General features: G+C 71.6%; 27 protein-coding genes. 12 read left to right on the top strand and 15 right to left on the bottom strand.

What is annotated here, in order from left to right; genetic code table 11:
• Nucleotides 1-79 precede the first annotated feature (79 nt).
• Genes AB0E94_RS02805 through AB0E94_RS02815 form a run of 3 tightly spaced genes read left to right on the top strand, consistent with a single transcriptional unit; the run spans nucleotide 80 to nucleotide 4493 of the window.
• Nucleotides 80-1237, top strand: coding sequence for a hypothetical protein (locus tag AB0E94_RS02805; RefSeq protein WP_360321494.1), 1158 nt, complete (start codon nucleotides 80-82; stop codon nucleotides 1235-1237).
• 20 nt (nucleotides 1238-1257) lie between these two features.
• Nucleotides 1258-3027 (top strand): dynamin family protein, encoded by a 1770-nt coding sequence (locus AB0E94_RS02810; RefSeq protein WP_360321497.1) that lies wholly within the window; start codon nucleotides 1258-1260, stop codon nucleotides 3025-3027.
• Nucleotides 3024-4493, top strand: a complete 1470-nt coding sequence (locus tag AB0E94_RS02815) for a dynamin family protein (protein ID WP_360321500.1) — start codon at nucleotides 3024-3026, stop codon at nucleotides 4491-4493. The genes AB0E94_RS02810 and AB0E94_RS02815 overlap by 4 nt, the downstream gene beginning before the upstream one ends.
• A gap of 11 nt (nucleotides 4494-4504) precedes the next feature.
• Here AB0E94_RS02815 and AB0E94_RS02820 read toward each other — a convergent pair whose 3' ends face one another.
• A complete protein-coding gene (locus AB0E94_RS02820; protein ID WP_360321503.1) occupies nucleotides 4505-4987 on the bottom strand; it encodes a hypothetical protein in 483 nt (160 codons plus the stop codon).
• Nucleotides 4988-5074: 87 nt separating this feature from the next.
• Between AB0E94_RS02820 and AB0E94_RS02825 the strand changes: the two genes are divergently transcribed.
• Together AB0E94_RS02825 and AB0E94_RS02830 are read left to right on the top strand one after the other, a co-directional pair.
• Entirely contained in the window at nucleotides 5075-7123 is a 2049-nt protein-coding gene (locus AB0E94_RS02825) for an Hsp70 family protein (protein WP_360321506.1), read from the top strand.
• A gap of 98 nt (nucleotides 7124-7221) precedes the next feature.
• Nucleotides 7222-7482 carry a hypothetical protein gene (locus AB0E94_RS02830; protein ID WP_360321509.1) on the top strand — a complete coding sequence of 87 codons (261 nt, stop codon included), beginning with the start codon at nucleotides 7222-7224 and terminating at the stop codon, nucleotides 7480-7482.
• Between the two features lie 7 nt (nucleotides 7483-7489).
• Here AB0E94_RS02830 and AB0E94_RS02835 read toward each other — a convergent pair whose 3' ends face one another.
• Both AB0E94_RS02835 and AB0E94_RS02840 read right to left on the bottom strand, forming a co-directional pair.
• Complete coding sequence (locus tag AB0E94_RS02835; protein ID WP_360321512.1) at nucleotides 7490-8434, bottom strand: FAD-dependent oxidoreductase; 945 nt, start codon at nucleotides 8432-8434, stop codon at nucleotides 7490-7492.
• A 4-nt stretch (nucleotides 8435-8438) separates the two neighbouring features.
• Nucleotides 8439-9284, bottom strand: a complete 846-nt coding sequence (locus AB0E94_RS02840) for a hypothetical protein (RefSeq protein ID WP_360321515.1) — start codon at nucleotides 9282-9284, stop codon at nucleotides 8439-8441.
• A gap of 92 nt (nucleotides 9285-9376) precedes the next feature.
• On the opposite strand from AB0E94_RS02840, the gene AB0E94_RS02845 reads away from it, so the two are divergent.
• Complete coding sequence (locus tag AB0E94_RS02845; RefSeq protein WP_360321518.1) at nucleotides 9377-10102, top strand: VOC family protein; 726 nt, start codon at nucleotides 9377-9379, stop codon at nucleotides 10100-10102.
• 2 nt (nucleotides 10103-10104) lie between these two features.
• Here the strand turns inward: AB0E94_RS02845 and AB0E94_RS02850 are convergent, their stop codons facing one another.
• Nucleotides 10105-10260, bottom strand: coding sequence for a hypothetical protein (locus AB0E94_RS02850; protein WP_360321521.1), 156 nt, complete (start codon nucleotides 10258-10260; stop codon nucleotides 10105-10107).
• 81 nt (nucleotides 10261-10341) lie between these two features.
• Here AB0E94_RS02850 and AB0E94_RS02855 point away from each other — a divergent pair, with 81 nt between their 5' ends.
• A complete protein-coding gene (locus AB0E94_RS02855) occupies nucleotides 10342-10860 on the top strand; it encodes an isochorismatase family protein (RefSeq protein ID WP_360321524.1) in 519 nt (172 codons plus the stop codon).
• Nucleotides 10861-10906: 46 nt separating this feature from the next.
• The gene (locus tag AB0E94_RS02860) at nucleotides 10907-11347 is read left to right on the top strand and encodes a hypothetical protein (RefSeq protein WP_360321527.1); all 441 of its coding nucleotides are present in this window, start codon (nucleotides 10907-10909) and stop codon (nucleotides 11345-11347) included.
• 102 nt (nucleotides 11348-11449) lie between these two features.
• Here the strand turns inward: AB0E94_RS02860 and AB0E94_RS02865 are convergent, their stop codons facing one another.
• Nucleotides 11450-11989, bottom strand: coding sequence for a hypothetical protein (locus AB0E94_RS02865; RefSeq protein WP_360321530.1), 540 nt, complete (start codon nucleotides 11987-11989; stop codon nucleotides 11450-11452).
• 77 nt (nucleotides 11990-12066) lie between these two features.
• Complete coding sequence (gene lexA / locus AB0E94_RS02870) at nucleotides 12067-12708, bottom strand: transcriptional repressor LexA (RefSeq protein ID WP_360321533.1); 642 nt, start codon at nucleotides 12706-12708, stop codon at nucleotides 12067-12069.
• A gap of 61 nt (nucleotides 12709-12769) precedes the next feature.
• Here lexA and AB0E94_RS02875 point away from each other — a divergent pair, with 61 nt between their 5' ends.
• Both AB0E94_RS02875 and AB0E94_RS02880 read left to right on the top strand, forming a co-directional pair.
• Nucleotides 12770-13297 carry an RNA polymerase sigma factor gene (locus AB0E94_RS02875; protein WP_360321536.1) on the top strand — a complete coding sequence of 176 codons (528 nt, stop codon included), beginning with the start codon at nucleotides 12770-12772 and terminating at the stop codon, nucleotides 13295-13297.
• Nucleotides 13294-13731: a hypothetical protein gene (locus AB0E94_RS02880; RefSeq protein ID WP_360321539.1), complete on the top strand. Its 438-nt coding sequence runs from the start codon at nucleotides 13294-13296 to the stop codon at nucleotides 13729-13731. Before AB0E94_RS02875 ends, AB0E94_RS02880 begins: the two co-directional genes overlap by 4 nt.
• On the opposite strand, the gene AB0E94_RS02885 is transcribed toward AB0E94_RS02880, so the two are convergent.
• The 4 genes from AB0E94_RS02885 to AB0E94_RS02900 are packed head-to-tail and all read right to left on the bottom strand — an operon-like array spanning nucleotide 13693 to nucleotide 16997.
• Complete coding sequence (locus tag AB0E94_RS02885) at nucleotides 13693-14535, bottom strand: ABC transporter permease (RefSeq protein WP_360321542.1); 843 nt, start codon at nucleotides 14533-14535, stop codon at nucleotides 13693-13695. The two genes, AB0E94_RS02880 and AB0E94_RS02885, sit on opposite strands and share 39 nt — an antisense overlap.
• The gene (locus tag AB0E94_RS02890) at nucleotides 14532-15428 is read right to left on the bottom strand and encodes an ABC transporter ATP-binding protein (protein ID WP_360321545.1); all 897 of its coding nucleotides are present in this window, start codon (nucleotides 15426-15428) and stop codon (nucleotides 14532-14534) included. The genes AB0E94_RS02885 and AB0E94_RS02890 overlap by 4 nt, the downstream gene beginning before the upstream one ends.
• Nucleotides 15416-16477 (bottom strand): hypothetical protein, encoded by a 1062-nt coding sequence (locus tag AB0E94_RS02895; RefSeq protein WP_360321548.1) that lies wholly within the window; start codon nucleotides 16475-16477, stop codon nucleotides 15416-15418. The genes AB0E94_RS02890 and AB0E94_RS02895 overlap by 13 nt, the downstream gene beginning before the upstream one ends.
• A complete protein-coding gene (locus tag AB0E94_RS02900; protein WP_360321551.1) occupies nucleotides 16461-16997 on the bottom strand; it encodes a sigma-70 family RNA polymerase sigma factor in 537 nt (178 codons plus the stop codon). Before AB0E94_RS02900 ends, AB0E94_RS02895 begins: the two co-directional genes overlap by 17 nt.
• Nucleotides 16998-17152: 155 nt before the next feature.
• On the opposite strand from AB0E94_RS02900, the gene AB0E94_RS02905 reads away from it, so the two are divergent.
• Nucleotides 17153-20086 carry a BTAD domain-containing putative transcriptional regulator gene (locus tag AB0E94_RS02905; protein WP_360321554.1) on the top strand — a complete coding sequence of 978 codons (2934 nt, stop codon included), beginning with the start codon at nucleotides 17153-17155 and terminating at the stop codon, nucleotides 20084-20086.
• Here AB0E94_RS02905 and AB0E94_RS02910 read toward each other — a convergent pair.
• From AB0E94_RS02910 to AB0E94_RS02920, 3 genes are all read right to left on the bottom strand, one after another.
• On the bottom strand, nucleotides 20076-20288 hold the full coding sequence (locus tag AB0E94_RS02910) for a DNA-binding protein (RefSeq protein WP_360321557.1): 213 nt from the start codon (nucleotides 20286-20288) through the stop codon (nucleotides 20076-20078). The genes AB0E94_RS02905 and AB0E94_RS02910 overlap by 11 nt on opposite strands.
• 14 nt (nucleotides 20289-20302) lie before the next feature.
• Nucleotides 20303-21859, bottom strand: a complete 1557-nt coding sequence (locus AB0E94_RS02915; RefSeq protein WP_360321560.1) for an FAD-dependent monooxygenase — start codon at nucleotides 21857-21859, stop codon at nucleotides 20303-20305.
• A gap of 493 nt (nucleotides 21860-22352) precedes the next feature.
• A complete protein-coding gene (locus AB0E94_RS02920; protein WP_360321563.1) occupies nucleotides 22353-23453 on the bottom strand; it encodes an FAD-dependent monooxygenase in 1101 nt (366 codons plus the stop codon).
• A 74-nt stretch (nucleotides 23454-23527) separates the two neighbouring features.
• On the opposite strand from AB0E94_RS02920, the gene AB0E94_RS02925 reads away from it, so the two are divergent.
• Nucleotides 23528-24163 (top strand): helix-turn-helix domain-containing protein, encoded by a 636-nt coding sequence (locus tag AB0E94_RS02925; RefSeq protein WP_360321566.1) that lies wholly within the window; start codon nucleotides 23528-23530, stop codon nucleotides 24161-24163.
• 58 nt (nucleotides 24164-24221) lie between these two features.
• On the opposite strand, the gene AB0E94_RS02930 is transcribed toward AB0E94_RS02925, so the two are convergent.
• Nucleotides 24222-24887, bottom strand: a complete 666-nt coding sequence (locus AB0E94_RS02930; RefSeq protein WP_360321569.1) for a DUF6882 domain-containing protein — start codon at nucleotides 24885-24887, stop codon at nucleotides 24222-24224.
• 90 nt (nucleotides 24888-24977) lie between these two features.
• Entirely contained in the window at nucleotides 24978-26504 is a 1527-nt protein-coding gene (locus AB0E94_RS02935; RefSeq protein WP_360321572.1) for an alpha/beta hydrolase, read from the bottom strand.
• Nucleotides 26505-26560: the final 56 nt, after the last annotated feature.

Below are 26560 nucleotides of genomic sequence, written 5' to 3' on the forward strand. Positions count from 1 at the left end.
CCGGAACGGGTTGCGGGTCGCACGCTGGTGCCGTGCCCGGGTGAAGGAACGGGACGCACCACCGAGCTAGGAGAGAGAAATGACCGCCAGTGCCACCGAACTGCTGAGGGAATTCGTCGTCAACCTGATGTCCGACCGGGAGTTCGCCGCCCGGTACGCGGAGGACCCCAACGGCACCCTGACCGCGCAGGGTGTGACCGATGTCGACCTGTCCGGCGTCGACGTCTCCGCCGTCGTCGGCTCCGCTGCCGCCGACCCGGAGGTTCCGGCCGAGGCCCGGTCGGCGCTGCATCACTACTCCGGCTCGTCGGCCCCGCCGGCGCACTCCGGTGGTTCGCCGTCGGTCGAGCACGTCGTGCAGCACCTCAACTACGTCACCTACGCCACCTACGAGGGCGACGAGACGATCACCCAGAACCTCGACCTGGACGTCACCAACGTCACCGACAACAGCTTCGACCTCGACGTGGACGGCAACGTCTTCGGCGACATCGACGCCTCCAACGTCAGCGCCTCGGGTGACGGCGCGGTGGCCGGCGGCGACGACGTGAACGCTGCCACCGGCGACGGCGCGATCGCGGCCGGGGACGACGTGACCGCGGCCACCGGTGACGGCGCGGTCGCCAACAGCGGTGACGGCGACGTCAACGCGGCCACCGGCGACGGCTCCACCGTGATCGACGGTGACGTCAACTCGGCGTCCGGCGACGGCGCGCAGATCATCGACGGCGACAACTTCGGTCAGGCCAACACCGGCGACGGCGCCGTGCTGGCCGGCGACGACATCTCGGGGGCGGTCAACACCGGTGTCAACACCGGGATCGTGGCCGACGAGCTGGACGACGCGGTGGTCGGCGACGGCAACCAGACCGCGCAGGTCGACGGGGATGTCGACGAGTCGGTGTTCAATTTCGGTGACGGCGACGTGGCGAACCTGCCGGACGCCGAGATCGACGACAGTGCGGTGACCTTCGGTGACGGCGACGCCACCAACGTCTCCGGCAACACCGTCGACGACGGTTCGGCCATCTCGGCCGGCGACGGCGACGCGCGTGGCAACAACGAGGACAACGACACCACCGTCACCACGGTGTCCGACGACGACACCACGATCAACGACAACGACACCACCGTGAACGACAACGACACCACCATCACCGACGTCGACACGACCAACGTCGACACCGACATCGACGACAGCATCGTCAGCGGCGACGACACCGTCATCGGCGCCTGAACATCCACCAGGAGGAACCCGTGGCCGACGTCGCGAAGGCGGTCAACGTCATCGAGCTGGCACTGCGAGCCTGTACGGCGTACGACCGCCCCGACACGGCCGCCCGGCTGACCGCCGCCAAGGAGTCCCTCGCCGACCCGGTCCTGCACGTGGTCGTCGCCGGCGAGTTCAAACAGGGCAAGAGCTCCCTGGTCAACGCCCTGGTCGGCGCGACCGTCTGCGCGGTCGACGACGACGTGGCCACGGCGGTCCCGACCTATGTGCGGCACGGCACGAAACCCGAGGCGGCCCTGCTGTACGAGCCGGGCCGCCGCGAGCCGATCCCGGTGGCCGACGTCCGCAAGCACGTGCTGGAGAACAGCGACACCGACCGGGTGTCGGGTGTCGAGATCCGCATCCCCCGCAAGATCCTCGCCGGCGGCCTGGTCCTGGTCGACACCCCCGGCGTCGGCGGACTGGGTTCGCCGCACGCCGCGGCCAGCCTGGCCGCCGTGTCGATGGCCGACGCGGTCCTGTTCGTGACGGGCGCCGCGCAGGAACTGACCCGCAGCGAGGTCGACTTCCTGCAACGCGCCCGCGCCCTGTGCCCGGTGGTGGCGTGCGTCGTCACCAAGACCGACTTCTACCCGGCGTGGCGGCGCATCCAGGAGCTCAACGAACAGCACCTGGCCGCGCACTGCCCGATGCCGCTGATGCCGGTCTCGTCGACGCTGCGGTCGCGGGCGGTGAAGGCGAACGACACCGCCCTCAACACCGAGTCCGGGTTCACCAGCCTGGTCAAGTTCCTCACCGACCGGATCGGCGCGTCGGCCGCCGACCGGCTGGTCAAGGACGCCGCAGCCGAGGTGCTGGCGCTCTCCGACCAGCTCGACAGCCGGTTCCAGTCCGAACGCGCCGCCCTCGCCGACCCGGAGGCCGCAGCCCGGGTGGTCCGCGAGCTGACCGGCGTCAAGGACCGGGTCGAGGCCCTGAAGAGCGCCGCCGCCAAATGGAACCAGACGCTCAGCGACGGCATCACCGACCTCACCTCCGACATCGACCACGACCTGCGGGCCCGCGTCCGCGTGGTGATCGCCGAGGCGGACACCGCGATCGAGGCGGGCGACCCGGCCGACACGTGGCCGGAGATGGAGGCGTGGATGCAGTCCCGGATGGCCAACGAGCTGCTCGCCAACTACGAGCTGCTGCGCATCCGGGCCAGCGAGCTCGGCCTGAAGGTGGGCGACCACTTCCACGAGGCGTCCACCATGATCATGCGACGGCCGTCGGTGACCGACCCGACTCCGATGGCCTCCGTCGCCGACTTCCAGCACAAGATCGACCTGGAACGGATGCGGATCACCAAACAGGCCATGGTCGCGTTGAAGAGCGCCTACGGCGGCGCGCTGATGTTCATCATCCTGGGCAGCATGATCGGCGTCTCGCTCGGCCCGATCGGCATCGGCATCGGCCTGGTGATGGGCCACCGCGGGCTGCGCGACGAGAAGAAGCGCCAGATCCAGAAACGCCGCGGGGAGGCCCGCAACGCGATCCGCCGCTACTGCGACGAGGTCAGCTTCGTGGCGAACAAGGACTCCCGGGACACCCTGCGCCGGGTGCAGCGCCAGCTGCGCGACCACTACAGCGGTCTCGCCGAGGAACTCAACCGGGCCAACGCCCAGGCGCTGAACAGCGCCGCCGACGCCGCCAAACGCAGCCAGGCCGACCGGGAGAAACGCCTCAAGGACGTGGACGCCGAACTCGCCCGGATCCAGCAACTGCGCCAGCGCGCCGAGGCGGTGGCCAAGTGAACCTCACCGACCGCACCCGCGACGTCCTCGGCCAGGCCATCACCGTCTACCGCGGCACCGCCGACGCCGCCCGCCTCACCGCCGTCCGCGACCGGCTCGACGCCCCCCTGCGCGTCGCCGTCGCCGGACGGGTCAAGGCCGGCAAGTCCACCCTGCTCAACGCGCTGGTCGGGGAACGGCTGGCGCCGACCGACGCGGGCGAGTGCACCCGGATCGTCACCTGGTACCGCGACGGCCACGCCTACCAGGTCCAGGCGCTGATCCGGAACGGTCAGATGCGCAACCTGCGGTTCACCCGCGACGACGGGCCGGTCACCGTCGACCTGGACGGCCTCGACGCCGCCACGATCGACCAGCTGACCGTCACCTGGCCGGCGCGGGCGCTGCGCACCCTGACCCTGATCGACACGCCCGGCATCGGGTCGCTGTCCGACCAGAACTCGCGGCACACCTGGGACCTGCTCGTCCCCGACGACGAGGAGACCCCCGCCGACGCGGTCGTCTACCTGCTGCGCCACCTGCACCCGGGGGACATCGAGTTCCTGCGGGCCTTCCACGACACCGAGGTCTCCCGGCCCAGCCCGGTCAACGCGATCGGCGTGCTGTCGCGCGCCGACGAGATCGGCGCCGGCCGGCCCGACTCGATGGCCTCGGCCCGCCGGATCGCCGCCCGGCTCGGCACCGACGCCAACGTGCGGCGGCTCGTCCAATCCGTGGTTCCGGTGGCCGGCCTGCTCGCCGAAACCGCGGTCACGCTCACCGAGATCGAGGTCGCCCAGCTGCGGAAAGTCGCCGCACTGCCGGTCAAGCAGGCCGAGGAACTGGTGCTCTCCGCCGACCGCTTCGCGTCGGCCATGCCCGAGCTGGGCCTCACCGATCTGGAACGCGTCGCGTTGCTGACCCGTTTCGGTCTTTTCGGCGTACGGCTGACGAGCACCCTGCTCCGGCGTGAGGTGGCCACGACCGCCTCGGCGCTGTCCAAGGAACTCGCCGACCGCAGTGGCCTGACCCAGCTCCGCGACATCATCGGCAGCCTGTTCCTGGAGCGCCGCGACATCCTCAAATCCCGGTCGGCGCTGCTCGCGCTGGCCGAGATCACCCGCGCCCGGCCGCGTCCCGGCGGTGCGGCGGTGTCGGCGGCGGTCGAGGAGATCATGGCGTCCGCGCACCCGTTCAACGAGCTGCGGGTGCTGTCCAGCCTGCGCGCCGGGTGGATCACCGGCAAGCCCGAGGTGGTCGCCGACCTGGAACGACTGATCGGCGGCTCCGGCAGCGCCACCAGCGAACGCCTGCACCTGCCGCCCGACGCGTCAGCCGGCGAACAGTCGAAGACCTGCCTGGACGCGCTGGCCCGCTGGCAGCGCCGCGCCGAGAACCCGCTCACCTCCTACGAGATGACCGTGGCCGCCCGGATCGCGATCCGCTCATGTGAGGGCATGCTCGCCCGGCTGGACCAGCGGCGATGAGCGGCCCAGGCTCAGCCCAGCAGATCGGCGTCCGCGTCACCGTCGTCGGTGTCGTCGTCACCGAACTCCGGCCACTGCTCGGCGGCGGTGTCCTCGCCGAGACCGTCGAGCCCGTGCTCGGCGGCGGGCGCCGGCAGGTCGTCGAGGCCGAGCTCGATCCCGTCATCGTGGACGTCGAACAACCTCAGGTCGTCCACGGCGTCTTCGGAGCCCGTACCGAAGCCGAGGTCTTGATCGTCGGGGCCGGAGGCCTCGGTGCCGACCGGTGCGGAGGCCAGCAGATCCAGCCACGTCTCGCCCGCATCGTCGGCGTCCTCGCCGGCGAACCGCGCGCCGACGAACGGCGCGAGATGCTCGGCGACCTCCAGTGGCGCGGTGTCGGCGAAGCTGACCACCGCCTCGGCGACCAGGTCGGCCGGCAGATCCCGCAGGAAGTCGCCCGGGTCACCGCCGGTTCCGGCGAGCCCGGCGAACACGTCGCGGAGGGGTTCCATGCCTCCACCTTATGAGCAACAGGCGGTCCCGAGCCTCGGGGAAACCCCCGCAGCACCCCCCAACCTGACGATTTGGAGCAAGCGGCGATGTACGCACTAGGCATAGACCTCGGCACCACCTACACCGCCGCCGCCACCTGGCGCGACGGGCACGCCGAGATCGTTCCGCTCGGCAGCCGCAGCGCCGCCATCCCGTCGGTGGTCCTGCTGCGCGAGGACGAGACGTTCCTGACCGGCGAGGCGGCCAGCCGGCGTGGCCTCACCGAACCGCACCGGGTCGCCCGTGAGTTCAAACGGCGGATGGGCGACACCACCCCGATCCTGCTCGGCGGCGTGCCGCAGTCGGCCGAGGCGCTCGCCGCCCGCCTGCTGCGCGCCGTCGCCGACCAGGTCACCGCCCGCGAAGGCGGCAAACCGTCGTCGACCTGCATCTCGTATCCGGCGAACTGGGGTCCCTACAAGACCGACCTGATGCGCCAGGCGGTGCGGATGGCCGACCTGGACGGGCCGATCCTCTACACCACCGAACCCGAGGCGGCCGCGGTCAGCTACGCCCAGCAGCAGCGCATCGACCCGGGCGCGATCGTCGCCGTCTACGACCTGGGCGGCGGCACGTTCGACGCCGCGGTGCTGCGCAAGACCGGCCTCGGCTTCGACATCCTGGGCCGGCCGGAAGGCATCGAACGGCTCGGCGGCATCGACTTCGACGCCGCCGTGTTCAGCCACGTCCAGGCCGCCCTCGGCGGCAAACTCGCCGAACTCGACGAGGACGACTCGACCGCGATCGCCGCCGTCGCCCGGCTGCGCGAGGAGTGCGTCAACGCCAAGGAAGCCCTCTCCGCCGACACCGACACCACCATTCCGGTGCTGCTGCCCAACTTCGCCACCGAGGTACGGCTGACCCGCGCCGAATTCGAGGCCATGGTCCGGCCCGCGCTCTACGGGTCGGTCGAAGCCCTGAAACGGGCGCTGCGGTCGGCCGACTGCACCCCCGAGCAGCTGCACTCGATCCTGCTGGTCGGCGGCTCGTCCCGGATGCCGATCGTCGCGCAGCTGGTGGCCACCGAGTTCAACCGCCCGGTGGCCGTCGACGCGCACCCGAAACACGCCGTCGCCCTCGGAGCGTCCTGGCTGGCCAGCGGCACACCCGCGCAGAGCCGTGGCCCGGCCGCCGGTCGCGCCGCCGCCCCACCGCAGCGTTCCACCCCGGTCGCCCCGCCACCGCCCCGGCCCGCGCCCGTCACACCGCCGCAGCGTTCCGCCCCGGTCACCCCGCCGCGCCCGGCGCCGGTCACCCCGGTCACGCCGCCGCGCCCGGCGCCTGTCACCCCGGTGGCGTCCGCGTCGGCGCCGCCGGTCGCCTCCCGGCCGGTCAGTGTGCCGCCCGCGCCCGTCTCGCCGCCGGCGCCTCCGGTCAACACGGCCGCCACCAGCTACCTGCCACCCAATCCCGTCGTTCCGCCCGCCCCGGTGGCCGGCCGTGCCTCCACCCGGCCCACGGCGCGGCCCCCGGCCGTACCGCCGCGTGGGGTTGACAACGCACCGCCGAGCCGCAGCCGCGGCAATCGCCGCCGGGCGTTCGCGGTGGCCGGCGCCGCCCTCGCCGCCGTCCTGACCGCCGCCGGAATCGCCTACGCCCAGTACGGCTTCGGCGAGAAGCCCGGCGGCCAGCTCACCGGCCAGGGCACCGGCAGCAGCCCCACGCCCAGCGTCGTCACCTCGTCCGCGCCACCCGCCGACGAACAGTGCACCGACCAGATCAAAGCCAACACCCGCTGGGTCTGCCTGACCTCGGCGGTGGTCGAGGACGGCAAGCTCACCATCGACTACGACGTCGACTGGGCCGGCTCCACCCCGGACGTCAGCGGCGGCTACCACCTGCACGTCTACGGCGGCGACGGCACCTACCCGGCCGACCACGACATGGGCTCACACGCCCCGAAGGCCGACCAAGGACAGTGGTACGTCGAGGACCGCAACCCGTCGGTCCTGGACACCGGCGACAAGCGCTACACCCGGGCCATCGCCGACAACCCGAAGGTCTGCGCCCGCATCGCCCTCGCCGGGCACGGGCTGGTGGCGGACGCCGACGACACCTACAAGACCGGCAACTGCGTACCGATCACCCGGAAATAGGACCCCGGAAACAGGCCGAAGGTCCCATTAGCAGAACCCTCAACCCGCCGATGGTCACGGCATCCCAAGGGGTGTTGTGGCCAAAGGAGGCGACAAACATGACGACGACGAATCGGCAGGTCGAGGGTCGGTCCGACGAACGCTGGGGAGTTCTGTCCCCGGCCGATCGGTTCCGGGTCGCCCCGATCACGTACCCGAGCCTGTGGCAATCGGTGGTCTCCAGCTTCCTGATCCTCGGACGGACCCTGGCGATCACGCTGATCGGGTTCGCCCTCCTGATCGGGGTGACCATGCTGATCGCGATCGCGCTGACCAGCGCGCTCGGCATCGTGGGTTTCGACCCGTCGACCTCGTACTGACCGGCGTCTACGGCACCATGGCGGCGACCCGGGCCGCGTCTCCCCAGGACAGGGTGAAACCGGCGCCGCCGTGGCCGTAGCACGCGAACACCGGCCGATCGTGGCCGGTGACCGCCTCCAGCCGCACACCGGACCGGCCCGGCCGCAGCCCGGCCGCCCGGGACCGCACCGGCTGCCCGGCCAGCGCCGGGACCAGCTCGGTGACCCGCCGCAGGATCGCCGCCTCCACCTCCGGATCGGGCCGCTCGTCCCACGATCCGACGTCGCCGGTGCCGCCGCAGACCACGTCGTCGCGGCGCGGCACCACATAGGTGAGCCCGCCCGGGTTGTCGTCGTCGGTGATCCAGTCGGTCAGCCCCGGATTGGCCAGCCGCACCACCTGACCCCGGATCGGGAAACTCACGTCGTCGTCGCCGAGCAGCGCCGCCGACCGCAGCCCGGCCGCCACCACCAGCACGTCCGCGTCGTCCGCGCGCAGCACGTCACCGATCGACGCGAACTCGGCCGTCCGGACGCCCACCCCGAGCCGGGTGACCGTGTCCCGCAGCCAGCGCAGGTAGGTGTTCGTCTCCACCAGCGGCACCGTGCACCGGATCCCGGACGCCCCGGCCGGCAGCCCGTCCGGCCCTACCGGCTCGGTGTGCGGCACCGCCCGCGTCCACGACGTGTCCGCCCCGGCCCGCCGCGACAGCACCGTCCCGCGCCGCAGGTGCACACCGGTCCGCGGATCCGCAGCCAGCCCGGCCAGCCGCCGGTAGGTGACCGCCGCCGAATCCAGCACCGCCGCCGAATGATCCACGTCGTGCGGGAACCAGATGGCCGCCGCCACCCCCGACACACTGTCCACCGCCTCGCGGGCCGCCACGATCCGCACCTCGTGCCCGGCCCCGGCCAGCTCATGGGCCACGCTCAACCCGACGACCCCGGCGCCCACCACCGTCACCCTGCTCACGGGATCACACGATAGGCGCAGCGGCCGGTGGGATGGTCCACCGCAGCGTGGCGCGGCCCTCGACGTTCTCCAGCGTCACCGGGTACGTCTGCCCGAACGACCGCCCCGGCGTGAACCGGCGCAGCTCACTCGCCGGCCAGCCGGCCCAGATCACCCCACAGCCGGCCACCTCGATCACCCCGGCGCCGAGCGGATCCAGCCGGCCCGCCCGCATCGCCAGATGGTGATGGCTGTGCGGCTCCACGAACGCCAGGTGCGCGGCGTGCCCCCGGGTGACCGCCCACTCGTTGATCTCGGCGGCCCGCTCGAACGCCACCGTGACCGGCAGATCCAGCCACCCGTGCAGACGCCGGTCCCGGACCGCGGGCAGCGGCCGGGCGCCGTACCGCGACCAGGCCTCCTCCTCGCCCCGGCCGCTGATCCGCAGATCGGCCAGCCCGTCGACACTGCGCGCGGCGGGCAGGAAACCCACCCACGAGTCGAGCGCCACCGCGTCACCGATGACCATCCCGCACGGATCCACCGGAAGATCGCCCAACGCCACCGGCGCCCGGCCGGCCGATACCGCCGGCCAGGGCAGATCCAGGTCCACGTCGATCGACGCGATGGTCTCGGCCGCCTCGAACGTGCCCGGCCTGGTCTGTGCGGTCACCGTCAGTTTCCCGGGCCCGGCGGGTACGGCCACCGCCTCGGCCAGCCACGCCCGCAGGTGTGCGCCACCCGCCTGCGCCGCCCGCAACGACCTGGCGGACAGCGGTTCGCCCAGTGCCCGCCACTGATCCAGGAATCCGCCGCAGGCCAGCACCACCGCCCGCGACGGAACCAGCAGGTGAGCCAGGGTCGCCGTCATCGTCGTCGATCATCACACCTTCACGCGCTCAGCGGAGCCGACCTGTCGGACATGCTCACGAACGGCGTACACCGCGACCCTAGGATCGGGGCATGGTGTTGCGGCTCGCGATGGTGAACGGCAAGGCCCGCGACACCGCGTCGCTCGGCCGGTTCTGGGACCGCGCGGTCGGCTGGACCGTCTTCAGCGACCGGCCCGGCGCCACCGCCGTCGGGCCGGCCGGGTTCAGCTGGCCCGATCCCGAGGCGCTGTGCCTCGACTTCATCGGAGTGCCCGACCCCGGCGCGGCCCGGGGACGCCTGCACCTCGACCTCGCCACCACCTCGGCCGCGCATCAGGCGCAACTGGTCGCTGAGCTGCTCGAACACGGCGCCACCCCGGCCGACGTGGGCCAGGGTGACGTGCCGTGGACGGTGCTGGCCGACCCGGAGGGCAACGTGTTCTGCGTGCTGGAGCCGCGCGACGTCTACCGCGACACCGGCCCGATCGCCGCGATCGTCGTCGGCTGCGCCGGCCCGCCGGCCCTGGCCCGGTTCTGGGCGCAGACCCTGGGCTGGGACGTCCACGAGTCGACAGATGACTTCGCGCGGCTGCGCTCGCCCGAGGGCGCCGGCCCCTACCTGGAATTCCTTCGATCCTCGGGTACGCGGTCCGCCTTCCACCTGGACCTGCTGCCGTACCCCCGCGCTGATCAGAAGGCCGAGGTGGCCCGCCTGCACACCCTCGGAGCGACCGGCGCCGACGTCGGCCAGGGCGACGTCGCCTGGTCGGTCCTGGCCGACCCGGAGGGCAACGTGTTCTGTGTCCTCGCCGCCTAGGCTCAGGCCACCGTGCCGGTGATGGTGTCCCAGGAGTAACCCAGCAGGGCGAACGCGGCCGCCAGCAGGCCCAGGCTGATCCGGCCGGTGTTGATCGGCAGCGCCGCCACGACCAGCAGAATGATCGCGATGATGTAGAAGAGTCCCTGGATGGACATGTCCGCTCCTAGCGGTGGGGGATGTAGAGCGGCGACGCAGTACCCCCACGGCGCGCGGCGCTAAACCATAGGCTGCCGTCCATGACTTTCGTCGCCGCCCGTACGGCTCTCATCGCCGTGGACCTGATGCCCCGCCTCGTCGACCAGGACATGGGCCCGCACCGCGGCGCCGACGTGGTGGCCCGCACCGCCGAACTGGCCGCGGCCCTGCGCACCGCCGGCGGCACGGTCGTCCTGGTCCGGGTGGAGCGCCCGAACGTCACCGAGCAGCCACCCGGCAGCGGTTTCGTGCCCGAGTTGCAGCCGCAAGCCGGTGACGTCGTCGTGGTCAAGCGCACGATCGGCGCTTTCTACGGCACCGGCCTCGACGCCGAACTGCGCGAACGCGGTGTCGACACGGTCATCATGGCCGGGCTGGCCACCACGATGGGCGTCGAGTCGACCGCCCGGGCCGCCGCCGACCACGGCTTCGAGGTGATCTTCGCCGCCGACGCGATGAGCGGCGTCACAGCCACCGAACACGACCACGCCGTCACCGTGATCCTGCCCCGGTTCGGGGCCGTCCACGACACGAAGCACCTGCTCGCCGTGCTCGGCTAAGATCCACGATCATCATCATCCGGTACGGGGGACAAGCATGACGAAGATGTTCCAGTCACGTACGGCCGCGGCGGTGGCCGGTCACCTGCTGCCCGGGGAGGAGTTCCGGGTCGGCGCCCGTGCGGTCGTCGGTGCGCTCGACGCCAGCCGGCTCGGCACCGCGATCAGCCGTGGCATCGTCCCCGGGGTCGCCGACACGGCCACCGACCTGGTCCTGAAGACCACCGGCAAGCAGGTCGTGGCCGTCACCGGCCAGCGGGTGCTGTTCCTGTCGCAGACGTTCTGGGGCGGCCCCGGCGACGAGCTCCTGATGATCGTCCCGCGCGAGCTGCTGTCCCTGGCCGAGGCCAAGTTCGGCGCCGTCAGCGTCGTGCGGCTGGCCTTCGCCGTCGGCGGTGTCTCCCTGACGTTCCCCCTGATCGACCGGGCCATGGCCATGGCCAAGGCCCTGGCCACCGAACTGAGGACGCCGCCCGCCGCCCGCTGACAGCTCGCCACCCCCACCCTCCCGCCCGCGATCTTGTGGAGTTCAGGCACACCTGGCGAAGTCCACAAGATCGACACGTAGGCGGTGGCGGTGGGGCGGCGGTCAGGACCCCACCGAGTGAGCGGTCACGCCCTTCACGATTGGGGACTCCGGCAGGCCGAGGGCGGTCCGCACCTGGACGGTCAGCGAGCTTGTCACCGGAACCTTCCGCGCGGCTGCGAGATAGTCGGTGACGTTGTCGGCCGCGGCCACCCGCCGGTATGCCGCGGCCCGTTCCTGGAGGTGTTCGTCCAGGGCGCCGATGATCGCCTGGACGTCGGCCGGCCACTGGTTCTTGCGCAGGCCCTGGGCGAACGCGGTGGTGGCCTTGGCCGCGCTTGCCGCCAGCTTCTTGTGGCGGGCCAGGTTCGCCCTGGTCGGTGCGGGGGCGCGCATCCACTTCTCGCGGGCGGCGTTCGACGCGGCGCTGAGCTTCGTGTAGGTCTCGCCGGCTTCCTTGATCGACATCTCCGGCCCGGCTGAGGCCTGCCCGGCTGAACCCGACGCGGCCGGGGGCGTCTCGGCGCCCCAGTGATAGCGGTCGGCGGCACCGATCAGGCTCAGGGTCAGGACGCAGGCAGCGGAGACGAAGTAGCGCTTCACGAAGCGGCCGGCCTCTCGGTAGGCGAAAACTCGCCCGGCACTGTCGGCAGGCCGCCGCTCAGGTGAAGGAGAACAGGTCAGACCCGGCGCAGCACGGAGACGACCTTGCCCAGGATCATCGCCTCGTCGCCGGGGATCGGGTCGTAGGCCGGGTTCCGGGGCTCCAGGAACACGTGACCGGACCGGCGCTGGAAGACCTTCACGGTGGCCTCCTCGTCGATCATCGCCGCCACGATGTCGCCGTTCCAGGCCTCGGACTGCTGGCGGACCACCACGATGTCGCCGTCGCAGATGGCCGCGTCGATCATCGAGTCGCCCTGGACCCGGAGGCTGAACAGGGTGCCCCGGCCGACCAGGTCGCGGGGCAGGTTCAGCAGTTCCTCGGCGTGTTCGGCGGCCAGGATCGGCGTGCCGGCGGCGATCGTGCCGACCAGCGGGACACCCACCGTGTCGTCCGGCGTGCGGGTGGGCTCGGCGGGTTCCAGGAACATCCGGATGTCGACCGGGCGGGACACCGTGCGGCCGCGGCGCAGGAAACCGTGCTCCTCCAGGGTGCGCAGGTGGCGGCTCACCGAGGACGACGACATGCCCAGCGCGTCGGCGATCTCGCGGGACGACGGGGCGTAACCGTATTTGACCGCGGCGTCCCGGATCACCGCCAGGATGCGGCGCAGACGCTCGGGCAGGACGGACGTGTCGAACTCTTCCTCGGGCAGCACCCGAAGATCTTGCCCCATGACAAACGTGAACCCAAATCGCCGCGCCGGGCACTGTAACGGTGTGACTGATGCGGAACGGGACGCGCTGCTCGTGGTGCGGGCGCAACTCGGGGACCGGCAGGCCCTCGGTGAACTGGTCGGGCACTGGCACCTGCCGGTGTGGCGTTACGTGCGGGCGATGCTCGGCGACCGGGCGCGGGCCGACGACGTCAGCCAGGAGGCGTGGGCCCGTGCGCTGCGGGCGCTGCCGCGGCTGCGACAGCCCGACCGTTTCGCCCCGTGGCTGCTCACCATCGCCCGCCGCTGCGTCCAGGCCAACCTGCGGCAGGGGTACGACAACGAGCCCGCCCCGGAGCCCGTCACCGCTGACGAGGCCGTCGCGGTCCTCGACCGTGCCCAGGTCAGCGAAGGTCTGGCCGGGCTCCCGGAACGGGAACGGGAGGTGCTGATCCTGTTCTACCTGCACGATCTGGCCCTCGGCGACTGCGCCCAGATCCTCGGCGTGCCGCCCGGCACCGTGAAGTCCCGCCTCAACCGGGCCCGCCGCCTGATCCGCGAACAAATGATCAAGAAGGGGTATGCGACGTGAACGAGGGACCTGGCTACCGCCCCGAGCAGCTCGTGAAGACGGTGTCGCGGGGGCTGCTGGCCGCCGGGATCGCCGGGTTCACCGGCGCCGCCCTGATCGCGACACTGTGGGCGACCGAACCCGGGCGCCTGCCCACCCGTACCGCCTGGGCCTTCGGGGGGTTGATCTTTGCCGGACTCGCCTGGGCCGTGCTTGCGGCCTGGACGGCCTGGAGGCGTCCGCTGTTCGCCGCCGACCGGGTGATCGCCGGATGGCTCGCGGTCGCCTTCACCACCGCGACCACCCTGGCCACCGCCATGATCGCCGGGCCGCTCGCGGGCGGGCCCGGACTGCTGATGATCGCCGCGGCGGTCGTCGTGCTGGTCCGGGCCCGGTCGTATCGTGATCGGCTTCGGTCACAGGTCGCGGCGCTGGAACGACAGGGCGGCCAGTGACAGCACCAGGCCGGTCCAGATCGCCACCCACGCCAGGTAGGCGCCGGTGAGCGGGTGCATGCTCAGGAACGGCGACTCCTCGACCCCGGAGCCGGTCTGCGCGATCAGGGCCGGGTCCTGGAAGGAGTTCATCGCGCCGCGCCACAGGCCGTCGGTCGGCAGCAGCATCCGCGACACCGTGCCGACCAGTTCGACGCCCGGGTTGCCGAGGGCGCTGCCGACCGAGCCGACGATCCCGGCGATCCACGTCGCCCCGAACAGGCCGACCGCGACGATGCCGGAGGCCATCGGCGAGATCGTGGTGGAGAACAGCAGGCCCAGGGTCAGCAGCGCGGCCGTCTGCCCGGCGAGCAGCGCCAGCCCCGTCACCGGATGCGGCGGCCAGTAGTCGACCGTCGCATGCACGATCACGAACTGCGCGACGCCGGCGACCGTCACGAACCCGGCCCCGAACGCCACGAGTCCCAGCCATTTGCCGGTCAGCACCTGCGCGCGCCGGATCGGCCGGGTCATCATCGCCAGCGCCACCCCCGACTCGACCTCGCCGGACAGCGTCGGGCCGGCCAGGAACGCGGTGCCGAGCGCGGCGATCAGGCTGAAGCCGAACATCACCAGATTCAGCACGATCGACCCGGAGACCTTGGCCTCGCCGCTGGTCAGGCCACCGTAGTCGGCGGAGATCTCGGAGAACCCCCACGCGCTCAGCGCCAGCAGCACCGCGGTCAGCGCACCGAGCGAGCGCAGCACCTTCCGGCGGGCCGCCTCCTGGAGGGTGAGCGCGGCGATGGTCAGCACGATTCTCACGAATTCTCCCGCAGCACTTCGAGCAGACGTTCTTCCAGGCTCATCCGGGCCGGTTCCACCGAATGCACCCGGACACCGCGTTTGACCAGGTCGGCGACGAGCGCCGGGACATCGTCGGGCATCGCGACGGTGTAGGCGTCGCCGTCTTTGGTGAACGGCTCCAGCGCGGCCGACGCCTCGGCGGACACGTCGGTCAGCGACAGCCGCAGCGTCCGGCGGCCGAGCAGTTCGGCGAGCGTCCCGGAGACGGCGACCCGGCCGTGATCGAGGATCACCACCCGGTCGCAGACCCGTTCCACCTCGCCGATCAGGTGCGAGTTCAGCAGGACGGCGACACCGCGCTCCTTCAGCGACAGCAGCAGATCCCGCACGTCGGCCCGGCCGAGCGGATCGAGCGCGCTCGTCGGCTCGTCGAGAACCACCAGGTCAGGGCCCGCGACCAGGGCCACCGCGAGGCCGAGGCGCTGCTGCATGCCCTTCGAGAAACCCCCCACTCGATCACCTGCCCGGTCGGCGAGGCCGACGAGGCCCAGCGTCTGCCGCTGCTCACGGTCACCGACCTTCACCCCCGCCAGCCGTACGTGCAACCGCAGCACCTCCGCGGCCGTGAGCCAGGGCTGGTAGCGGAACAGCTCAGGCAGGTACCCGACGCGTTCCCGGGACCGCGGGTCGGTGTGCGGCCGCCCGAGCAGCATCACCTCGCCGGCGTCCGGCCGGACCAGCCCCAGCATCATCTTGATCACACTGGTCTTGCCGGCGCCGTTCGGGCCGAGCAGCCCGAGCACCTCACCCCGGCCGACGGTGAACGACACCCCGTCCACCGCGGTCCGGCGCCTGTACCGTTTCCGCAGGCCGGACGCCCACACGGCGGGGGAGCCGGTCACTGCGCCCACCGGACCTCCCGTGCCACCCGCAGCACCTCGTCGGTGCTCAGCGACCCGCCGACCGCGTTGATGAACCCGCCCTCGACCCAGAACACCGCCGACAGCGCGCCACCCTCGGTCGACAGCACGGTGGCCGGAGCTTTGCCGACCTTCGTGGTGAAGCTCGTCTCGCTGTTCGCGTTCACGATCAGCGGCAGGGTCCCGCCCTCCTTGGTGAACGCCTTCAACTGTCCCGACAGCGACGCCGGCAGGCCCGGCAGGGACAGCAGGTAGTCGCGGGCGGTGTCGAACGGGACTCCGTTGGAGAACCCCTTCGGCGCCACCACCCGGCCGATCATCAGCGCCGGCGCGCCGCTGTTGCTCGGCCACATCGCGGCCAGGCCGGGTCCCGCGGTCAGCCGGAACTCGGTGGCCTCCAGCCCGGCCGGCGGCTGCGGCAGCGGCCGGCCCAGCGCCTTCTCCGCTTTCGCCCGGTCGAACGTGAACACCCCGAGCACCTTGTCGCCGACCAGGAACCGCGGCTGCCCGGTCACCCCGGCCGGCAGGTTCGTGATCCGTGGGCTGGCCAGCCCGGTCGTCTCCCGGGCGGTCCGCGCGTCCTCGACGTCCCGGATCCGCGGGCGGCTCTCCACCCGCATGGTTCCGAACTCGTCCAGCTCGGGCAGCTGCACCAGATCCGCCTGCGGGACGGTGATCGGGGTGACCTGCTCAGTGCGGAAGATCTGGAACCAGTTGCCGGCCGCGGCCGCCGACGCCCCGCCGAGCAGCGCCAGCACCCCGACAACGGCGATCACCGGGGTCCGCTTCAGCCTGCGGCGCTGCCGGACCGGCCGGGGGGACTCGTGTCCGGCGGCGGCCACCAGAGAGGCCCAGGCCGCGTCGACGTCGACGTCCACGTCGAGACGCAGCGCGCTCTCCACCTCGGCCGCGTCCGCCGACACCGCCAGCAGACGCGACGAACACGTCGCGCACCCGTCGACGTGCGAACGATCACTGTCGGCCACCCCGTCCGGCTCGTCCAGCAGCCGGCGCAGCAGGCCGTCACCGGGATGACGCATGACGGTTCAACTCCTCACGAAGAGCGGATTCGGCGCGCCGCACGGTCGTGCCCACGCTGGCCGGGGACAGATCGAGAGCGGCCGCCACCTCGGCGTAACTCAGGCCGCTGTGCCGTAGGACCAGGGCCACGGCCTGCTTCCGGGGGAGGCGGGACAGCGCAGCCCGTACTCTCTGATGTTCGTCTTTCGTCACGACGGCCTCCGCGACGTCCGGGGAGACCTCGACCCGATCGGACGCCGCCTCCTCCCGGGAAACCCGCCGCCGGCCGGACCGCAGATGGTTGAGCGCGGTGTGCGCCGCCGCCGCACACAGCCAGCCGACGGCCTCACCAGCGGGAACGTTGGTCCGCCCGAAGGACAGGAAGGTCTCCTGCGCGACGTCCTCGGCCTCGTCGCGTGACCCGAGCACCCGCGCGGCCACCCCGACCACTCTCGGGTAGGCCGCCCGGAAGATGTGCTCCAGGTCGGATCGCACGGAGGCCGGCACTGCGTCCTCCCGCTCCTTCAACAGTTGCTTCACATCAGGTAAGCACCGCCGCCAACCCGAATGTGACAACTCCGCCCGGGAAATCCGGCCGGTGTTCCACCTGGTAGGACGGTGTGCGGGCCGGTCTCATCCATAGGTTTCTCCGTTAAGCTCCCCCGGTACTGTCAAACGGGGACGAGCTGATCACTGTGCGTTACCGGATTCTCGGGCCGTTGTCCGTCCTCGGCGCGGACGGGCACGTCGCGGTCACCGCTGGGCGTGACCGGGTCGTGCTGGCCATGCTCCTGCTGCGGCCCAACCGGACCGTCCCGCTCAGTGAGATGATCGAGGCCGTCTGGGGCGACAACCCGCCGGTCACCGCGCGCGGCCAGATGCACACCTGCGTGTCCCGGCTGCGGCGGGCGCTGCCCGCCGACGCCATCCGCACCGATCCGGCCGGCTACGGCATCCAGGTCGGACCGGACGACCTGGACGCTCTGGTCTTCGCCCGGCTCGTCGACCGGGCCCGGGCCTCCGGTGATGCCGGGGCCGCGCGGGATGCGTACCGCCGCGGTCTTGACCTGTGGCGCGGCGCAGCCTGCGCCGAGATCGACGCGACGGCCGTGCGGCAGGCCGCCGCCACCCTCGACGAGCAGTACACCCTGGCCCTCGAGGACTGGGCCGACCTGGAACTCACCGACGGCAACGCCCGCGAGCTGCTCGCCGACCTGGTGCCGCTGGTCGAGCGGTTCCCGCTACGGGAACGGCTGCGCGGCCAGCTGATCACCGCGCTGCACCGGGCCGGCCGGCAGGCCGACGCGCTCGCCGAATACCGGCGCGCCCGCGACACCATCCGCGACGAACTCGGCATCGAACCCGGACCCGACCTCCAGGCGGTGCACCGGGCGATCCTGTCCGGCGCGCCCTCCGGCGCTTCCGGTTCGATCAGATGCCTTCCGCGTACGGTCCGCGACTTCACCGGGCGCACCGATCTGGTACGGCGGCTGCTCGCCCAGATCACCGGCGCGGATCCGGGCGAACCCGCCGTCGTGGTGGTCGACGGCATGGCCGGCAGCGGGAAGACCACTCTCGCGCTGCACCTGGCCGCGCTGGCCGGCGACCGCTTCCCGGACGCACATCTCTTCGTCGACCTGCACGGGCAGAGCGAACAGGACCCGGTCGAGCCGCCGGCCGCGCTGCTCGTGCTGCTGCGGCAACTGGGCCTGCCCGCCGACACCATCCCGGCCGACCTGCCCGGCCGGATCGCGCTGTGGCGCAACGAGGTGGCCCGCCGGCAGATCCTGGTCGTCCTCGACAACGCCGCGTCCAGCGCGCAGGTCGCCGACCTGCTGCCCGCCTCGGCCGGGAGCCTCGCCCTGGTCACCGCCCGGCGGCGGCTGTCCGGACTGGACGGGGTGCGCCCCGAGTCGCTGCCGCTGCTCGACTCCGGCGAAGCCGTCACCCTGCTGGAACGCATCGCCGGTGACCGGGTCCGGGCCGAGCCGGACGCGGCCGCCGAAGTCGTCCGCCGCTGCGGTGGGCTGCCACTGGCGGTCCGGCTGGCCGGGGCCCGGCTCGCCCACCGCCCCCGCTGGCGCGTCGCCGACCTGCTGCGCCGGCTGACCGCCGCCACCCTGCCCGAACTGGTCGTCGAGAACCGGACCGTGATCGACGCGTTCGCCCTGTCCTACGGGCATGTCGGTGAGCCCGCGCGGCGTCTGTTCCGGCTGCTCGGGGTGTACCCGGGCCGCACCCTGGACGCCCCGGCCGCGGCGGCGCTCACCGGTCTGCCACTGCCCGGCGCCGAGGACCTGCTCGACGAGCTCGTCGACGCCCGGCTCGTCGAGGAGCCGGAACTCGGCGTCTACCGGCTGCACGACCTGCTCCGGGAGTATGCGGCGGCCCTCGCCGTGCCCGGCCCGGAACGCGACCGGGCCGTCGTCGGGGTGCTCAACCTGGAGACGCACGCGTTCGCGGCCGCCGCGACCCGGCTCTACCACCCGATCCTCGCCCACGACCAGCGGGACCTGCCGGTGCTGCGGCCCGACCTGGTGGCCGCCGTCGCCGACCCGGCCGCCCGGCTCGAACGTCTCCGCCGTGACCTCGGATCCTTCGTCGAAGCGGCCGTCCAGGCGGGCCGTCCCGAGTACGCCTGGCGGATCCCGCGCGCGGCCTGGTACCTGCTGTTCTACCGGGGCTATCTACGCGATCTCACCGGACTGTACGAGCGGGCCGTCGACGTGGCCCGGCAGACCGGCTCTGACGAGGGGATCGCCCAGACAGCCAACTGCCTCGCGTCGTTCCACTACCGGCTCGGCGCGTACGAGCACGCTCTGCGCCTGCTCAGGGAGAGCATCGAGATCCGCCGCCGGCAGGGGGATCTCACCGCGTTGTCGCAGGCCACCGGCAACCTGGTGGCCATCAACATCGTGCTCGGCCGGTTCGGTGAAGCCGTCGACACGGCTGTCGAGAGCATCCGGCTCGGCGTGCTCGCCGGGTTGCCGTACACGCCGCCGGCGGCGGTCAACATGCTGTCGTACGCCTATCAGACCGTCGGCCGGCACCGGGAGGCGCTGCACCTGGACCGGGTGCATCTGCTCGCCGGCAACCGGGACCTGCACCGGCTGGCCGGCCGGATCGTGCACATCCAGCGCAGCAAGCGCGCCCTCGGCTTGATGAGCCCGGCCGCGGCGCAACGCTACCTGGAGATCGCCCTCCGTCTGTCGGTCCGCGAGCAGCTGGCGTCGCTGGAGGTGGAGACCCGTACCGAGCTGGGCCTGGTCCTGGGCGAGCTGGGCCGGTTCGCCGAGGCCCTGACCGAACACCGCCGGGCGGTCGAGGTCGCCGAACGCGTCAGCGAGAACCGTTTCGGCGCCGACGTGTTCCTGAACTACGCGGCCACCCTGCTGCGTTCCGGTGACGTGGCCACCGCCCGGGCCGTCTACGAACAGACCCTGCGTCGTGTCCGCGGCTGGCGCCAGCCGTATGCGATCGCCCGGGCGACCTGGGGCCTCGCCGAATGCCTGGACCGCGTCGACCCGGCCCGCGCCGTGCTGCTGCGCCGGGACGCCCAGGTCATGTTCGACGAGATGGGCGTCCCGGCCCCGGCCGGCCCGTCGGCGCGGGTTCCGGTCAGTCCGTGAACGTCTGGCCCCGCTCGGTCAGAGCCGCCTCCAGGATCCTGATCGCCTTCGGGCCGACCCCGTGCATCGCCAGCAGGTCGCGGCGGCCGTGCGCGGCCACCTGGGCGAGAGTGGTGATGCCCGCCGCCAGCAGGGCGCTGTTGGCGGGCCGGCCGATGGGTGGCAGGTCACCGATCTGCGCGGGAACGTCGCGGGTGCTCATCAGCCCAAACTAGATCACCCGGCCGCCTCCCCGAACCAGCGGGCCAGCTGGATCTCCAGGTCCCGCTGATCGTCGCCGATCCAGGCGACGTGGCCGTCCGGCCGCACCAGCACCGCCGGAACATCGAGCGCTGCCAGGGGATCGTCCAGGCGGTCGACCCGGTCCGCCCAGCCGTCGACGGCCAGTTTCCCGGTGCGGTCCAGCAGCATGCCACGCCCACGGTGCAGCAGATCGTAGAGCCGACCGCCGGTGACCTCGATGTCCGGCAGGCGCCGTCCGACCGGATCGGGGCCGGCGCCGAAGTCGTACCGGATCCCGATCGCAGTGATCTTCTCCAGCAGGCGCAGGTTCACCTCGTCGATGTCCATCAGCTCGGTGAGCAGCCGCCGGGCCGCCCGCGCGCCCGGTTCCGGAGCCAGCAGAGCCGTCTGAGCGCGGGTGTTGTCCAGAACGTCGGCGGCGACCGGGTGACGCTCGGCCTGGTAGGTGTCCAGAAGCGTCTCCGGCGCCCAGCCCGCGATCTGCCCGGCCAGTTTCCAGCCGAGGTTGAACGCGTCCTGCAACCCCAGATTGAGCCCCTGACCACCGATCGGCGGATGGATGTGCGCTGCGTCGCCGGCCAGCAGCACCCGCCCGACCCGGTAACTGTCGGCCAGCCGGGTCGCATCACCGAACCGGGACAGCCACCGCGGCGAATGCACCCCGAAATCGGTGCCCACCACCGCCCTAAGCCGTTCCCGGAACTCTTCAATCGTCGGCTCTGCCCGGCCGCCGGTTCCGGTCGCAGCCCGAGCTCCGGTCGCGGCCTCGGTCCCGGTTGTGGCCCGAGCCCCAGCCCCGGTCCCGGTCCCGTTCCCGGTCCCGGTCTTGGCGTCGGCTCCGGCCTCAGCTCCGTTGTCGGTTGCGGGAACGATGACTCGATAGACGCCGACTCCCGCTGGTCCGACAAGGAAACGCCTGTCGCGCTGGACGCCTGCCCGAACCGTCGCGGCAACCTCTTCCGGCGGTACTCCCACCTCCATCTCACCCATCAGCGTCCAGTTCCGTGCGGGCTCACCGGGAAAGCCGACACCGAGCATCTTGCGCATTGTGCTCCGGGCGCCGTCGCACCCGACGAGATAGCGGGCCCGGAGCCGTTCCCCACCGGTCTGCGCACCGGCGAGTTCGACTGTCACACCGTTGTCGTCCTGCTCGAACCCGGCCACTGCCAGACCACGCCGGACCTGCGCGCCCAGCGCGATCGCATGCTCCTCGAGAATGTGAACGAGGACCGGCTGCGGGATGCCCAGCAGATAGGCGTGCGCCGAGTCCACGCCGGGGGGTGCCGGTTTGTCGATCGCGGCGAAGTAGGCCCCGGCCGGCCGCTGACGCCCGTGCTCACGGACACGGTCCAGCAGCCCGCGCATGGCGAGAAGTTCGAGACTGCGGATGTGCAGCCCGACGATCCGGGCGAACGAGGCCGGCTCGGTGTCCTTGTCCAGGACGAGTACCCGCACGTCGTGCAGCCGCAACTCGGCGGCCAGCATGGCACCGACCGGTCCGCAGCCGGCGATGATCACGTCGAAATCCATGTGGTGTTGCCTTTCAGGAGTGCCCAGGTGGTGGGGCGCTCCCGGCGACACCTAGCTTGGTCGCCCGACCGTGACGGCAAGGGGGAGCACCCACATCGCTACAACGTTCATGGGTCTCACCTCCTCGGGTGGTGTCGCGGTCTGCTGCAAGTTACAAGGCCGGGCTCCATCTCGTCCAGTTCCCTTCTCGAAGTTTGGTGCGCATGCCCACCCGCCCCCGTGGTGTGCCGACAGGCTCTCGATCAATCGGGCGGCGAGCGGTGCGGGCAGAGACCAAGTAGCCATGATCAACGCGGCGAGCCCGTGCGTTAGCGGGGCCCAATTAGCAATGCAGGCCTCCGCTCACACATCCGTGAGCGTGGTGATCGGTGGGCCAAGAGGATCGCACCGTTTACGCAGCTGTGGGAGTGGATGCCGGTGGTGGTGGGCGCCGATCAGGTAGTTGTGGGTGTGGATGCGGGTGGTGATCGGCGTGCCATGCGGCGGGCGCCGATCAGGCAGCTGTGGATGCGCGTGGTGGTCGGTGGGCCATGAGGCGGGCACCGAGATTTCGGGTGGCGAGACCGAGTTGGGTGGCGGGCACCAGCATGCCGGCAGCCCGGCCGATGCCGCGCTGTTTCGGGATCACCAGGCGGCGGTGGGCGACCTCGTAGCGGTGGACCGCCGTCGCCGGGTCGCCGGGATGCTCGGCCAGGGCGGTGGCCAGGGTGTAGGCGGCTGTCATCGCCATGGTCGAGCCGTCGCCGAGCAGTGAGACACACGAGGCGGCATCGCCGAGAAGGGTGACCCGGCCGGTGCTCCACGCCGGCATGGTGACCCGGCTGACCTCGTCGAAATAGGGATCGGGAATGGCCCTCAGCCGGTCGAGGAGCTCGGGCACCCGCCAGCCCTCCCCGCGGTATGTGCCGTTGATGGCCTCGTGTGGAGCATGTCGGTCGAGGCCTTCGCCGCGGAAGATGAAGGCGACCACGGCCTCGCCGCGGGACGGGTGGATCGACACGAGACGGCCAGGCGTGTTGTACAGCAGGACCTCGCTCGGGGTCTCAGCCGGGCCGCCGAACGGCATCGTCGCCACATAGAGGCCGACCGGCTGGACGAAGGTGGACTCCGGGCCGAACGCCAGTCGCCGGACCGTGGAGTGCAGGCCGTCCGCGCCGACGACCAAGTCGAACCGGCGCGGTGCCGCGCGCTCGAAGGTCACGTCGACGCCGCCGGGATCCTGTCGCAAGGTCGTGATGGTGTCGTCGAGCAGCAGCTCGGCGTCGTCGCGGACGGTATCGGCCAGGATCGCGGCGAGGTCGCTGCGCGGGATCTCGACCTCGTCACCGGACGCCGACATCGGCAGACGTGCCACGGTGCGGCCGGACGGGCCGATGACGCGCATGGTGGTGGCGTGGGTGGCCGACTCCCTCAGACGGGGCAGGATGCCCATCCGTTCGGCGACCGGCAGGGCCGGACCGCGCACGTCGACGGGGTTGCCGCCGGAGCGCAGGGCCCCGGCGCGCTCCACAACGGTGACCCGCCAGCCCTGACGGGCCAGCCAGTAGGCAAGTGTCGGGCCGGCGATTCCGGCCCCGGAGATGAGGGCTTCCATGCCTCGGAACGTTATCCGCACTCAGTGCAGAAATGCAACTGGTGCGGACTTGCCATGGATGCCATACTGGGCCGGTGACACTTCGGGATCGCAAACGCGCCAAGACCCGCCAGGCACTCGTCGAGGCGGCGGCTGAGCTGTTCGAGCGGCAGGGCTACAACGAGACCACCGTGGCGCAGATCGCCGCCGCGGCGGACATCGGGACCCGCACGTTCTTCAGCTACTTCGCGACGAAGGAGGACCTGCTGTTCCCGGAGAGTGACGACCGGGTCCGGGTGGCCGTCGATTGGATCAAGCACCACGGGGAGATCGGCCCGGCTGAGGTCCTGCTCAACGCGTTACGGCAGGTGGGCGACGACAGCGACGACCTGGCGGGCCGGCTGGCGGCCCTGCGCCTGCGGTTGATCCAGACGATCCCGGCGGTCCAGGGGCGTGCACTGCAGATGCAGCTCGACGCCCAGCGGCAGATCGCTCGGCACCTCGCCGAGGCCTACCCCGATCAGCTCGACGAGGTCGGCGCGGCTGCCTTGACCGGCGCCTTCGTCGGGGCCGTCACCGGTGCGCTCCAGGTGGTGCTCGAGCAGTCAGGGGCCGGCGATGACCCGGCCGCGGTCCAGCGGGCCGTGGAGATCGCGGTCGACCGGGCCCTCGCGCCGTGGTTCCGGGAGGATACGTCCCTGCTGCGCCAGCCGGTCCGACCACAGGCCTGACGAGCCGCCACGCGTCCGTGCCTCGATCGGCGTGTCGGCCGCTGCTGGGGCGGTGACGTCAGTGCGGCTGGACCTGGCCGGTCAAGTCGCTGATGCGGCCCATCTGGTCGAAGGTGACGCGCATGTGCGAGCCGTCCGGGTGCCGGCCCAGGACGCCGCCCTTGCTGTCGTCGACCCGCCAGCCCTGCTGGCGGAGGAAGGAGACCACCACGGTCCGGTGATCGACAGCGAAGGCCTGCAACACCTGGCCGAGGACGGTGAACACCCGCTCCGGCGGCACCGCGCCCTGCACCTTCGACGGGAGGTTCTCCAGATGGAAGAAGATCGCACCACCGTTGTACGTGCCCCGGTAGTAGGGGCGGCCGGTCAGCCCCGAGGCGACCAGCGACAGACGGTGACCGTCGATGTGATCGAGCCGCAGCGACGGCTCGTAAAACTCGCGGATGCCCTCGGCGCGGCCGTGCTCCCGCAGCCAGCCGGCGAGCTGGAGCAAGGTCGGGTCGAGATTGCTGGCGCTGTTCGCCCAGGCCCACAACCACGTGCGGTCCGCGTGACTCTCCGTGCCCAGCAACTGCACCGGGTACCGCAAGTCGTTGCCGAACGTGACCAGGCCGGCGTTCAGGTCGAGTTGCCAGCCGCGGTCGCCGAGCAGGTCGGCGAGCGCCAGCTGGCGAGCCATGCCGGTGGCGACATGCTGAGCGAACAGGACTTCGAACGGGGACACGGACCGGCCTTTCGATCAAGGGAGCCGGTGCAGTGTGACATGCCTTTGGGCCGGTGCCGACCCCGCGGGTGGGCACCGGCCGGTCAGACATCAGACAGCGGGGAACGGAAGGATGTCCTGGGTGCACCGGGTTCCGGCCGGCGGCACCTCCCCGTTGATCAGATAGCGCGTATACCAGCTGGTAACACACGCGCTGTAGCGGCTCGCGTGGCCGAATCCGTCCAGGGTCAGCAACCGTGCGTCACCGAGCTGTCGGGTCATCCGCACCGCGAAGTCGTACCGGGTCGCCGGATCGTAGGTCGGGTTGACGACCAGGATCGTCTGCGCGGTCCGGCGGTTCCACGGGCCGTCGTACGCCTCCTTGATCACCGGCCAGTTGGCGCAGCCGACCTCGCTGAAGGCCTCGGCCCGCCCGAAGGTCGGATAGGCCCTCTCGAAGACGGCCGCGAATCCCGGATACAACGCGGGGTCACGGGGCAGCGGCGCATCCGCACAGTTCACCGCGTAGAAGGAGTCGTTGCCGTTGAAGGAGTAGGCGTCACCGAGCCAGCCGCGCGCGGGCGGCGCCTTCGGCAGTCCGGCGCCGGTGGCGCGCAGCGCGGTGGCGTCGCCGAAGATGCCGTCGTAGGCGTTCTGCAGCGTCTGCGCCGCGACCGGGAAGTTGCCCATGTTGTAGAGCTGCTGCCCGATGTACCCGGTCAGGTCGTCGATCGTGACGGTGCCCTCGCCCGGAACCTCGGCCGGGCCCTGCCGCAGCCTGTCCCGCAGCCTGTCGAACTTGCCCCGGGCGTCACCGGAGAACGCGCACGCCGTCCCGGCCTTGTCGCATTCGGCGAGGAACCCGGCGAGCGCGATCTCGAAGCCGCCGGCCCGGCCGAACTTGTTGGCCAGCCGGTGGTTGGTCCGCTGGTCGGGGTCGACGTTCCCGTCGATGATGATCGCCCGGACCCGGCCCGGGTACAGGTTGGCGTAGGTGGCCCCGATCAGCGTGCCGTACGAGTAGCCGATGTAGGTCAGGCGGGCGTCGCCGGCGCCCTTGCGCAGCAGGTCCAGGTCCTTGGCGACGTTCAGGGTGCTCATGTGGGCCAGCAGCGGGCCCATGTTCTTCTTGCAGGCCTCGGTGTACTCCCAGTTCGCGGCCAGCGTCTCGCGGATCTGAGCCCTGGTGATCGGCACGCCGGTGATCCGGTCGAGCACGGCCACGGCCTCGTCGTCGGTGGGGTAGCACTGGACCGGGTCGCTCGCGCCGATCCCGCGCGGATCGAATCCGACCAGGTCGAACCGGGCGAGGACCTGGGGCGACGCGATCCGGGCCGAGGACCGGACCATGCCCCGGCCGGCGCCACCGGGGCCGCCGGGGTTCACGAAGATCGTGCCGATCCTCCGGGCCGGGTCGTCGGCGGGGCGGCGGGACAGGGCGATCGTGGTGGTCGGGCCACCAGGCTTGTCGTGGTCGAGCGGCACCTCGTAGGTGGCGCAGTCGAAGCCCAGCAGCGCGGTCTCGGTGCACGCGGACCAGATGATCGACGGGGCGGCCGCGGTCGCGGCGGCGGGCACGGCGATCGCGGCAGCGGTGAGGGCGAGCGCAACGCCCGCCCGGACGGCGAGTCGGCGCATGGACACTCCTTCCGGTGGGAAGCAGGAACCTGCGCATGCTCTCACGTATTCAAATT

Source organism: Actinoplanes sp. NPDC026670, assembly GCF_040638175.1.
Taxonomy (GTDB): Bacteria; Actinomycetota; Actinomycetes; order Mycobacteriales; family Micromonosporaceae; genus Actinoplanes.